This window comes from Chryseobacterium sp. FH1, from assembly GCF_000735135.1.
Lineage (GTDB): Bacteria > Bacteroidota > Bacteroidia > Flavobacteriales > Weeksellaceae > Epilithonimonas.
The window spans coordinates 529,969-541,914 of the sequence record NZ_JPLZ01000002.1 but is presented as its reverse complement, the minus strand read 5'-3'; the positions used below and the strand labels follow the sequence as shown (position 1 = coordinate 541,914).

At 38.2% G+C, this 11,946-nt stretch carries 11 protein-coding genes; 4 read left to right on the top strand and 7 right to left on the bottom strand.

Annotated features, from left to right (window positions below; translation table 11 throughout):
* Positions 1-27 precede the first annotated feature (27 nt).
* The 6 genes from IO90_RS03810 to IO90_RS03785 form a co-directional block, all read right to left on the bottom strand.
* A complete protein-coding gene (locus IO90_RS03810; RefSeq protein WP_034964018.1) occupies positions 28-843 on the bottom strand; it encodes a M48 family metallopeptidase in 816 nt (271 codons plus the stop codon).
* Positions 844-953: 110 nt separating this feature from the next.
* On the bottom strand, positions 954-2,183 hold the full coding sequence (rodA, locus tag IO90_RS03805) for a rod shape-determining protein RodA (RefSeq protein WP_034964016.1): 1,230 nt from the start codon (positions 2,181-2,183) through the stop codon (positions 954-956).
* Positions 2,180-4,207 (bottom strand): peptidoglycan D,D-transpeptidase FtsI family protein, encoded by a 2,028-nt coding sequence (locus tag IO90_RS03800; protein WP_034964015.1) that lies wholly within the window; start codon positions 4,205-4,207, stop codon positions 2,180-2,182. The genes rodA and IO90_RS03800 overlap by 4 nt, the downstream gene beginning before the upstream one ends.
* An 81-nt stretch (positions 4,208-4,288) precedes the next feature.
* Entirely contained in the window at positions 4,289-4,795 is a 507-nt protein-coding gene (locus tag IO90_RS03795) for a hypothetical protein (RefSeq protein WP_034964013.1), read from the bottom strand.
* Entirely contained in the window at positions 4,785-5,639 is an 855-nt protein-coding gene (gene mreC, locus IO90_RS03790) for a rod shape-determining protein MreC (RefSeq protein WP_034964012.1), read from the bottom strand. The genes IO90_RS03795 and mreC overlap by 11 nt, the downstream gene beginning before the upstream one ends.
* A 23-nt stretch (positions 5,640-5,662) precedes the next feature.
* A complete protein-coding gene (locus IO90_RS03785) occupies positions 5,663-6,688 on the bottom strand; it encodes a rod shape-determining protein (protein WP_034964011.1) in 1,026 nt (341 codons plus the stop codon).
* Positions 6,689-6,974: 286 nt separating this feature from the next.
* Here IO90_RS03785 and hemA point away from each other — a divergent pair, with 286 nt between their 5' ends.
* The 4 genes from hemA to hemE all read left to right on the top strand — a co-directional run bounded on the left by hemA (position 6,975) and on the right by hemE (position 11,581).
* Positions 6,975-8,228, top strand: coding sequence for a glutamyl-tRNA reductase (hemA, locus tag IO90_RS03780; protein WP_034964009.1), 1,254 nt, complete (start codon positions 6,975-6,977; stop codon positions 8,226-8,228).
* Between the two features lie 4 nt (positions 8,229-8,232).
* Positions 8,233-9,141 carry a hydroxymethylbilane synthase gene (gene hemC, locus IO90_RS03775; protein WP_034964008.1) on the top strand — a complete coding sequence of 303 codons (909 nt, stop codon included), beginning with the start codon at positions 8,233-8,235 and terminating at the stop codon, positions 9,139-9,141.
* A gap of 125 nt (positions 9,142-9,266) precedes the next feature.
* Positions 9,267-9,944 carry a uroporphyrinogen-III synthase gene (locus IO90_RS03770; RefSeq protein WP_034964007.1) on the top strand — a complete coding sequence of 226 codons (678 nt, stop codon included), beginning with the start codon at positions 9,267-9,269 and terminating at the stop codon, positions 9,942-9,944.
* A 611-nt stretch (positions 9,945-10,555) separates the two neighbouring features.
* Positions 10,556-11,581 carry a uroporphyrinogen decarboxylase gene (gene hemE, locus IO90_RS03765; RefSeq protein ID WP_034964006.1) on the top strand — a complete coding sequence of 342 codons (1,026 nt, stop codon included), beginning with the start codon at positions 10,556-10,558 and terminating at the stop codon, positions 11,579-11,581.
* Positions 11,582-11,612: 31 nt separating this feature from the next.
* Here the strand turns inward: hemE and IO90_RS03760 are convergent, their stop codons facing one another.
* Positions 11,613-11,906: a hypothetical protein gene (locus IO90_RS03760; RefSeq protein WP_034964005.1), complete on the bottom strand. Its 294-nt coding sequence runs from the start codon at positions 11,904-11,906 to the stop codon at positions 11,613-11,615.
* Between the last annotated feature and the right edge of the window lie 40 nt (positions 11,907-11,946).

The window sequence follows — 11,946 nt, the reverse complement described above, 5'->3', positions numbered from 1 at the left end:
AGCAGCCAATTGGCTGCTTTCGTTTTTCTATTTTGTGAGTTTTGCAGTTGGTAAAGAAACTGTTCCTGGATCTTTCCAAAGACCATCTTTCTCAGCTCTTTTTTTGATTGCTTCTGCCCTCTTGTTGCTATCAGGATGCGAATTGAACATCTTCTGGAAACCAGATTGCGCTGTCCCTCCTTCTGATAACAAACCTAACTTTTTAAATGCTGTGTAGGCACCAACAACGTTGTAACCATTGGCTTTCATAAAATCATAAGAATATGTATCAGCCTGAGATTCTTGTTTTTTGCTGTGTGTGGCATCAAGCATTGCGTTTGCCATTTCTCCAATCTGACTATTATTAAGTGTTGCCACTGTATTAGATGAAGCCGATGCGGCGTCCAATGCTGCAGCTTTAAGGTAAGCAGACTTGATGGCATCTTTGGTATCTTCATTTTTTACGTGACCAATTTCGTGACCTATCACGGCCAAAAGCTCATCATCTGTCATAATATCCATCAGCGAAGAAAAGACACGAACACTGCCATCTGCACAAGCGAATGCGTTAATGTCTTTCACCTTGTAAACTTTGTAATTGAGATTTAAGCCGTCTTGGGATTTGTGTTTAGCAAACAACTTGTTGAGCCTAACTGTGTATGGATCTTTCGGGCCTGCTACAGGATTATTCTTATCCATATAATCTACAGACTCTTTGGATAATCTTGCAGCATCTGCATTAGTAAACGTCATTGCCTTTAGTCCTTTTCCGGCGATCTCGGTTGCCTTTCCAAGACTAATTTTTTGCGCGTGAATTGTACCGATCCCTCCAAGCACAATTGCACATAAGATAATTTTTTTCATAAGCTATTATTTGATTGTTCTAAATCTAATCAAATTGGTAACCAAAAGCACATTAATCATAAATTAAATAATAAAAATACATTTATGAAGATTAACCTTCTGAAAACTGCCTATACAAGGCTGTTTTTGTCCGCATAATTCAGCTTAAAGAAAATAAAAGTCATAATCGAGAATGCCAAAAGTGAACTTCCTCCATAACTGAAAAACGGCAACGGAATCCCTACTGTCGGGAAAAGTCCCATTACCATCCCAAGATTGATGGCAAAGTGAATCAATAAAACGGAGGCAAAACTATATCCAAAAACCCGATTGAAAGTTGATTTCTGATTCTCGGCGAGATAATAGATCCTGCCAATAAATATAGAATAACAAATAATCAAAAGCGTGCTTCCAAGAAAACCCCACTCTTCCCCAACTGTACAAAAAATGTAATCGGTTTCTTGTTCTGGAACGAATTTACCTTGTGTTACAGAACCTTGTTTATATCCTTTCCCTGTGAATCCACCTGAACCAATCGCTGTTTTAGAGTATAATAAATTATAGCCAGAAGTGTCTCGGAATGCTTTTTCGCCTTTGTATAAAACCTCGATTCTCTCGCGCTGGTGTTTCGGAAGCTTGGTAAGAACATAACTAGAAGAATATGACAATCCGCTGAGAACACCTACAGTCAGGACAATCCCAATAATCAAAATCATATTTCCTTGGATCTTATAAAAATTAAAGAAAACGAGAATCGCTGTGATAACTAAAATCGAAATCACCACATATATTGGATCGATCGCAATTGAAATTAAAAAAGTAGCAGCGAAAATGAAAATGACACCGAACAGCCATCCAGAAAGTCCTTCTCTGTATAGCGCCATCACAAAAGCGAAAAATACTAAAAGTGACCCAACATCGGGAATCATTAGAACAACAATTCCTGGAATAGCAACGATGGCAATAGAAGTGTATAACGACCTTTTTTTCCTGATATCAAAATCCTGATTCGAAGCATAATTGGCGAGCATCAAAGCTGTACCAATCTTAGCAAACTCAACAGGTTGCATCGTAAATCCGCCGAACTTGTACCAGTTTTTCTGACCAAGAATCTCGGTTCCGAAAGGAAATAATCCAATCAATAAAAGAACACCTCCAACATAAATGATCGGCGACATATTCTCGAAAAACTTGGTCCTCATAAAGAAGATGATCATCCCGACAAACAACGAGATTCCAAAAAAAATCATTTGCTTTTGCCCCAACTCTTCCTTCACACTATAAATATTAAAAATAGCGAAAATGCAAAGCATCAAGTAAAGTGAAATTCCTAATTTATCTATTCCTTCTGCCCACTTCATCTTGCATTGGTTTTTACAGGTTTTACTTTAGCGCTATCTTTTTTCAGTTTTTTTTGCTGAATGGACAAGAGACTATCTTTGATTTTTTTCAATTGTACAGAATCCTTCGGCGGTTCTTTGTACCAGCCCTTCCGTTTCATTTCGGAGATATATTGCCTTTTATATTCCGGCATAAAGCTGGCTCCAATCATTTTCTTGTAGAGATTTTCCCTCTTCAGTTCCCCCGTGATATATTTTTCTGCGATTACGGTACAAGCTGGTCCTGCCCAAGTGGCTCCAAATCCTGCGTGTTCCATTACGGCCGCAACAACAATCTTTGGTTTGTCTGCAGGCGCGATCAAAACAAAAATCGAATTATCTTTTCCTTGAGGAACCTGCGCAGTACCAGTTTTTGCCAACTGTGTAAAATCCTGTGATTTCAAACTTCTTCCTGTTCCTCGCAACATTACGGCTTCCATTCCCTGCAAAACGACATTATAGAATTGCGGATTTTGGATCATCGTCATATGCTTTTTCTTGAATCGTGGATCGGGATTCGGTTTTCCATCGATGCTTTTTACGATGTGTGGTGTGTAATACCACCCTTTATTCGCAATTGCAGCGAGGAAATTTGCCATTTGAAGTGGTGTCAAAAGAACGTCTCCTTGACCCATCCCATTATATATAGCACCTGTGGGCATCTCATCCCAATTTTTAAAATCGGTTCGTTTGGATCCACTTGCCTTGTAGATGGATTTCATTCTTTTCTCATAGAATTCTCCGGACGGGATTCTACCTTTTGCACCAACAGCCAAGTCATTGTTAAGAAATTCTCCAACGCCAAAACTGTTCATAATCTTTTTCCATTCATCAACACCTTTTGACGGATTCCCTGGATATTTTTTAATAATCGAAATATAAGCGTAAGTAAAATAACAGTTACTAGAAACTTGAATCGACGGGATCAACGGATCTGCGCCACCGTGACCTTTGATGCTTTTCCCACGATAGAAAAATCCTCTTCCACAAGGAAAAATCGTTTGATCTGTCATCACGCCCATTTCCATCGCTGCCAAAGCGGTCAGCAATTTAAAAGTTGACCCTGGCGGATAAGCGGCCTGTATCGATCTGTCAAATGTTGGTTTGTTTTCGAAGATCGTATCGTTCGCAAGTCTATAGAGATTTCTGGATTTATTTGGGCCGGTGAAAAGATTCGGATCAATATCTGGACCTGTTGCCATCGTGAGAATTTCACCATTGTTGGGATCTAGCGCTACTACTGCACCGTGTTTGTTGACGAGCATTTCCTGAGCCATTCGCTGAAGATCATAATCAATCGTCAATGTCAAATCTTTTCCAGTGACAACTTCTTTGTCCAATTCTCCGTCTTTGTAAGACCCGATGCTTCTCTGGCGAATATCTTTTTGGATATATTTGATTCCTTTTTCGCCTCGAAGTTCCTTTTCATAAGATTTCTCCACACCACTTTTACCTACAAAATCTCCTGGTAAATAGTAGGTTGAATCTTTTTTAATATCACCATCATTTACCTGATTTGTATAACCCAAAAGGTTTCCGGAAGTATTGACCTCATATTGTCTCTGTGGACGTGGAACAATACTGAAAGCTGGATATTTGAAGATCAACTCCTGAATTCTTGCCATCTCTTCCCGACTTAGATTTTTCATAAAAGTCATCGGTGTCATGCGAGAATAATATTTTTCTTTCTCGATATTTTTCATCGTACTGATGAATTCCCGCTTTGAAATATTGATTAATTTACAAAATCCGATGGTATCGAAGTCTGGTCTTAATAATGTTGCTGTGTAAGAAATCTCAAAAGAGGGTTGATTCCCCACCAATATCTTTCCGTTTCTATCGAAAATAACGCCTCTTGGGGGAATGATATATTCTGTTTTAATAGAAGTATTGGCTGCATTCAGAGCATACCTGTCTGTAAACAATTGCAGATAGGATAATCTTGCAATGAAGATGATTGCAAGGATAGAAAGAGCGAGTGTGATCTTGAGGTATTGTGATTTCATATGTGCTTTTAAATTTTTTCTGAGGACATATGCAACCTCAATGTGAAAGCAATTTTTGTTTTTCTAAATACATTCTGGTTTTCAGACTTTTTGCTTGATTTTAAATGCTAATGCATAGGCTAATATAAATATAAACGAAATTATACTGGTAACTATTACATTAAATAAAATTTCAAAAAACCTATCAAATTTAAAAAACTCAATATACTGAACTAATGCCTGATGAATGAAAATACTGGTTACAACAAAGAATATAAATTGCGTCCACTGGATACTTTGAAAAGAGAAAAAATCTGTCGTTGTATCTGTGGAAGTTCGGAATATGATCGTCCTAAAATAAGCCACAACCGTAGTCGCAAAAGCATTGATTCCCCAAGTCCCCAAAAATGCATCCACGCATAATCCTAAAATGAAACTTAAAGCTAAAAAATGAAATCTGTTTCTGAAGAATGGATAAAACATAACGAAAACCGGATAAAGCACCGGAATGTATTGCCCAAACAAAGCAATCCTGTTCAGAATGAAGATCTGAAAAGCCGTCAACAATGCGATCAAAACCAGATCTGACACAACGTTTCTACTGACCATCTTTTTTAATTTGAACTTTTAATGAATCATCGATTTTCTGAACTTCGGATTTTTTCAGATTTCGTACGACATAGACTTTGCTTAATTTTCCGATTTTCTCGCTGAGTTCTACAGAGATGTCCCAGAATCCAGTTTTGCTGTCAACTTCATAACCAGCAATCGTTCCAACCAAAATTCCTGCAGGGAAAATTGAGGATTTACCATCGGTTACAACGGTATCGCCTACTTTTAAAGGAACATATTTTGGAATATCAGAAAGAGTCATCGTTCTCGTGTCGTCGCCTTTCCAGGAAAGTGTTCCAAAATAGCCAGACTTCTTGAGTGAAGCACTGATCTTGATCTTATTGACACTTAGAATCGATTTAACTAATGAATAATTATCTGTAGTATTGATGACGATTCCGGCAATTCCTTTCGGAGCGATAACACCCATATTAGAACTTACACCTTGCAAACGACCCCGATTGATCGTGTAATAATTGTCTTTTCTATTGATACTGTTGAACACCACTTCGCCATCTACAAAAGTATAGATCTGTCCGCCACCTATCGTGTCGTAAACTCTTCGGAAATTCGGTTTTTCGACCTTGTCTTTTCCATAAAGTTCAAGCATCAAAGCTTTGTTTTGAGTAACGAGATCTTCATTGATTTGTTTCAGTTTCAAATAAGAAGTTCCTTCATCTATATAACCAGAAACCCACGAATTGAAAGCTGCAGTCCTTGCCGCAATAAAACTTTGCTGCATAGAATTTTTGCTGAAAATAAGTACAATTGCAACCAATTGCAAGAATACAAAGAACGCGAACAAAGCATTCTTAGAAAAAAATCTCAGCAAAGCACCCATCTAAAAACTTGAGAAAATCTAAATTACTTGATAAGGAAATTGAATTTGTTCATATTCTTAAGAGCGATCCCGGTTCCTCTAACCACCGCTCTCAAAGGGTCTTCTGCAACGAAAACAGGAAGTCCCGTTTTTCTGTGAAGTCTGTCTGCCAAACCTCTAAGAAGCGCTCCACCACCAGCAAGATAGATACCAGTCTTGTAGATATCAGCGGCCAATTCTGGAGGTGTCAATGACAAAGTTTCCATTACCGCATCTTCGATTCTGATGATCGATTTGTCAAGTGCTTTGGCAATTTCTTTATAGTTGACCATAATTTCCTTTGGCTTCCCAGTGATCAGATCACGACCTTGTACAGGAATATCGTCGATTGGAACATCCAATTCCTCAACCGCAGAACCAACTTCAATTTTGATTCTTTCCGCCGTTCTTTCTCCGATATATAAATTATGATGTGTTCTCAAATAATAAGCAATATCATTCGTGAAAACGTCACCTGCGATCTTCACAGATTTATCACAAACGATTCCACCTAATGCAACCACAGCAATTTCCGTAGTTCCACCACCTATGTCGATGATCATGTTACCTTCTGGTTTCTGAACATCGATTCCAACACCTATTGCAGCGGCCATTGGCTCATAAATCAAACGAACTTCTTTGGCATTAACTTTTTGAGCTGAATCTCTTACCGCTCTTTTCTCCACCTCAGTAATTCCTGAAGGAATACAAATCACGATCCTAAGTGCTGGCTGAAAAAACTTTCCTTTGATGCCCGGAATTTGTTTGATGAATTCCTTGATCATATGTTCTGAGGCGTGGAAATCTGCAATTACACCATCTTTCAATGGGCGAATAGTTTTAATATCCTCGTGGGTCTTCCCTTGCATATGTTTCGCTTGTTCACCTACGGCAATCGGCTTGCCAGAAGAGCGCTCTATTGCTACGATAGACGGCTGATCCACAACTATTTTGTTGTTGTGTATGATAAGTGTGTTCGCAGTTCCCAAGTCAATCGCAATCTCTTGCGTAAACATATCCATTATACCCATTTTTCTTCAATAATTATTAAGTTTACAAAGATATAAATTTAGAAGCATTCTCTATCTTGAATTGAAAATAATTTGGTTAAAATTTCCTTAAAATTTCAATAATTTTTCTTTCCACAGAAATCTGAATATCAATCGCAAAATCAAAAATTATTACTCTCTCATCAAATCCATAGATCCATTATTATTATTCAAATAATTTTATCAAATGATATAGATTTTATCAATTCGTCAATATGATATTCGGAAAGAGTCTTTGTATTAAATATTGTAAATTTGCAAGCTGAAAATGAGCACAAAAAATAAATTTCACCAGACATCAGATTTCGCCGTTCTCAGCATCAGTTATGAAAAAGCCGATGCAGAAACACGGGGACGATTTGCGTTTTTTGATGACCATATCAAAGCTTTTGTGAATCAAATCCACGAGCAGGATTACGGTGACGCGTTCGTTGTTTCGACTTGCAACAGGACCGAAATCTACTCTACTACAAAGAATTATCTTCACATTGCAGAACTCTATTGCAACACAGTCGGCGTTTCTCTTTCCGAGTTTTTGAACTATGTGAATGTCCTTCAAAGAGAAGATGCACTGTTTCATCTTTTCCGCGTCGCAGCTGGTTTGGAAAGCCAAATCATTGGTGATTTCGAGATTGTGTCTCAAATCAAGAATGCTTATCATCGATTCAAAAAGTATAAGGATTTTTCTAATCCCTATTTGGAACGCGCAATTAATTCCTCGATTCAAATTTCGAAGAGAATCAAGAACGAAACGGGAATCAGCACAGGTTCGGCCTCAGTTTCTTACGCGGCGGTTCATTATATTTTAAAAAATACAAAACATATTCACGAGAAGAATATTCTGCTTCTCGGCGTTGGAGAAATTGGTCAGAACACGATTGAAAATCTTGTAAAACACATTTATCAGCCTAAAATAAAAATCGCCAACCGCTCTTTCGAAAAAGCTGAGAAAATTGCTGACAAATACAACATTCCTCAAATCGATTTTGACACGTTCCCAGAGGAATTGAAACAGACTGATGTTCTAATCGTTGCAACCGGCGCTCAGAAATATATTATTGATGAAACTAATTTCCCTAAAAATAAGGAAATGGTTGTCATCGACCTTTCTATGCCAAATAACGTTCAGAAGGAAATCGGGAAATTGGAAAACGTCACTTTGATAGACGTGGACCAACTTTCGCAAACCATTCAGGAAACGATGGAACAACGCAAGAAGGAAATCCCGAAAGCGGAAGGCATCATCAAAGAAATGGCGAAGGAATTTGCAGATTGGGAAAAGAAAAGAAAGCTCGCACCTCAAATCAACCATTTCAAAAATTCTTTGAAGAAAATCGAGGAAAACGAAATGCATAATATTCATAAGAAATTCCATTACGCCAAAATCGAGGATATGGAACTGTCCAACAATCTGGTTCAGAAAATCACGAATCGATTTGCGAAATATATTATGGAAAATCCTTCCCGCGCCGACGAAATCACAAAATTGATGGAAGAAATCCTCGACATCCACAAACAGTAAGACAATGAAAACCATAAGAATAGGAACCAGAAATAGTCCGCTCGCACTTTGGCAGGCTCACGAAGTTGAAGCTAAACTTCAGAATCTTGGATTACAAACTGAAATCGTTCCAATCATCAGTTCCGGCGACAAAAACCTGAACCAACCTCTTTACGCACTGGGAATCACAGGAATTTTCACGAAAGATTTGGACATTGCTTTGCTTAATAACGAGATTGATATTGCCGTTCATTCTTTGAAGGATGTTCCAACGCTTTTACCCGAAAATGTTCAGATTTCTGCGGTTTTGGAAAGAGATTTTCCGGAAGATGTTTTGGTGAGAAATAAAGATGCGGAAGCTTTGGATTTGAATACTTTGAAAATTGCAACCAGTAGTTTAAGAAGACGCGCTTTTTGGTTGAAGGAATTTCCGGAAACTGAATTTACCGACATCCGTGGAAATGTTCAAACTCGATTGAAAAAACTGGATGACGGCGTTGCTGATGCGACGATTTTTTCATTAGCCGGAATCAAAAGAATGAATCTGGATGTGGAATATGAACAAATCCCATTTTTGTTACAAGCGCCATCGCAAGGTGTGGTTGCAATTGCGAGCAAGATTGACAATCCAGAATTGAGCGCTATTTTGAAATCGATTTCTCATAAGGAAACTGAGATTTGCATTACGATAGAAAGAGAATTCCTGAAAACTTTGGAAGGCGGATGTACAGCTCCGATTGGTGCGAAAGCTGAATTGATAGGCAATCAAATCCGTTTTGTTGGAAGACTTTGTTCGCTTGATGGAAAAGATTGCATCGAAACGGATGAGATTTTTGACTGGAATGATTCTGAGAATTTTGGAGCGAAATTGGCTTTGAAGGTTTTGGAAAATGGCGGGAAGGAATTGATGGACGAGATTAGAAAAAGTTTGTAGCAGATTTAACGCAAAGGCGCAACTAATTGTTCATTTGAAATGTTCAAAGTCGCCAAGTTGAAAATTTGCGACTTCTATATAAATAACAATTACTAATTTTTTGCGCCTTTGCGTTAAAAAACCATATGAAAATCCTTTTTACAAAATCACTGGACAGAAAAGAAGTTGCTGAGAAATTGGGAACGAAAATGTCGGTCGATTTTATGGAGGTCATCAAAACGGAATTCATTAAAACGAAAACTTTCGGTTTGAAGAATAATTCCTTGATTTTCACGAGTGTAAATGGTGTGAAAGCCTTCTTTGAAAATGGTTTTGATGCGAATGAAAATTTTGCTGAGAAGAATTATAATAAAATCTACGCCGTTGGTTCGCAGACGAAAAAGGAATTGAGGAAACATAATTTTGGGACTTTCAAACTTTGTAAGAATGCGAGTGAATTGTCACAGTTTATTACAGAAAATTCTGTGAACGAGAAGTTTTTGCATTTTTGTGGTGATTTGGCTTTGGATGTTTTGGATGAGAAATTGCCGTTGCAAAATATTTCTTACAAGAAAATCCCTGTTTATAAGACCGAATTGCTGTTTCCGAAAATCAATGAGAAATATCAGGCTGTGGTTTTCTTCAGTCCGAGTGGAGTTCGTAGTTTTGCGAAGTTCAACGGTTTGGAGGATTTGAAAATTTTTTCGATTGGAAAAACGACGAGTTCAGAATTGAAGAAACTGACTGAAAATAAAATAATTACAAGTCATAAAAATACGTTAGCCGATTTGTTGAATTTGATTTCTCTAAATCTAACAATCTAAGCTTGTAATAATTATTTTAAAAAAATCAATAGGAATGGGCTTTAGCCCGTTTTTAAAAAGGTTAGAATAAAAATGGCTTTAGCCAAAACCTATTTTAAATTTTGGCTAAAGCCCAATAGCTGTCAATTTTCGACATCGGGCTAAAGCCCGACGCAATTGATAATTGATAGTGCATTATAAGAGCCTGTTTAAATTTCATCAAAATTATTTTCCCCGACCCTAAAGGGAGTAATTTTGATGAAATTTTCAAGGCGTTTTTCCACCCTTTAGGGTTGGGGAAAAGAAAAATGCTTTGAAAATTCTATTTTTTAATCATTTTTAAACAGGCTCTAAGCTGTTGCATATTTTGCAATAACTTGAATTGAAGAAGTTTTTAACTGTTGCATATTTTACAACAGTTCAAAAAAAATAAATAATTTAAAACTGATTTCTAAGGAAAGTTCAACTGCCGGGAAATCTGATTTGGAAGACTAAAGTTGAAACTTTGCGAAGCGCGCCCCGACTTGAACGGAGCTCTTTTTCTTTTTTTTGCATTGGACCAAGCTCGGGCAACAAAAAGAAAAAAGCGGGAGTGGAAGGCGGAAAAAGGCGCCCAAAAATAATTTAAGAAAATGATAAAGAACGACCTATACTTGAAGGCCTTGCGAGGCGAAACCGTGGAAAGACCGCCTGTGTGGATGATGAGACAAGCCGGAAGATACTTACCGGAATTCATTGCGTTGCGCGACAAATATGACTTTTTCACAAGATGTCAAACGCCGGAATTGGCCTCAGAAATTACGGTTCAGCCGATTAGAAGATTTCCTTTGGACGCGGCGATTTTGTTCTCAGACATTTTGGTAGTTCCGCAAGCGATGGGCATCGATTTCAAAATGAAGGAATCTGTTGGACCTTGGTTGGACGAACCTATCAGAACGACTCAACAAGTTGACGATGTGGTAGTTCCGAATGTAAATGAAACTTTGGGTTATGTTTTCGATGCGATAGAAATGACGTTGGAAAAGCTGGACAGTGAGATTCCGTTGATTGGATTTGCTGGTTCGCCTTGGACGATTTTCTGTTATTGCATCGAGGGAAGAGGTTCTAAGGATTTCAATATTGCGAAGTCATTTTGCTTCTTGCAACCGGAAGCGGCGCACAAATTATTGCAAAAAATCACGGACACTACGATTGCTTATCTGAAACGAAAAGTGGAGAAAGGTGTTTCTGCGGTTCAGGTTTTCGACAGTTGGGGCGGAATGCTTTCGCCGACTGATTATCAGGAGTTTTCTTGGCAATATATCAATCAAATCGTGGAAGCTTTGGCACCGTTGACGCACGTTGTGGTTTTCGGGAAAGGCTGTTGGTTTGCATTGGAAGATATGACCAAATCAAAAGCGTCTGCTTTGGGTGTTGACTGGACGATTACGCCGGAACTGGCGAGACAATTCACGAATAATTCCGTAACGCTGCAGGGGAATTTTGACCCATCGAGATTGCACTCTACGCCGGCGACGATTCGGAAAATGGTTCACGAGATGATTGACCGTTTTGGAAAAGATAAATACATTGTGAATCTCGGACACGGGATTTTGCCCAATATTCCGGTTGAAAATGCGGAAGCTTTTATAAAGGCTGTTGTAGATTGGAAAGCATAAACAAAAACCAGAGCGATTTGCTCTGGTTTTTTTATTCCGTTTGTCCTGGTCGTGGATGTATTTGAGAAGGTTTTGTAGCTTCGTCTGTCAAGCCATCTCCGTGTGGTCCATCAGGTCTGATTATTTTTCCGTCCGCTTCCTTTTGTCTTTGCTCAAGATTTGTGGTATCTACCATTTTGGGTGTATTGTTTTGCTGAGCTGTTGATTTCGCTCTCATTTCTGTTCTTGTTGTGGTCGATTTTGTTTCTTTCTTCTTTGTAGTTTGCGCCATCGTCAACATCGTTCCAAAAACGAGAAATGTTGCGGTTGTTATTATCTTTTTCATAATGATTTATTTTAATGATTTGATTAGTCAAGCCAAATAT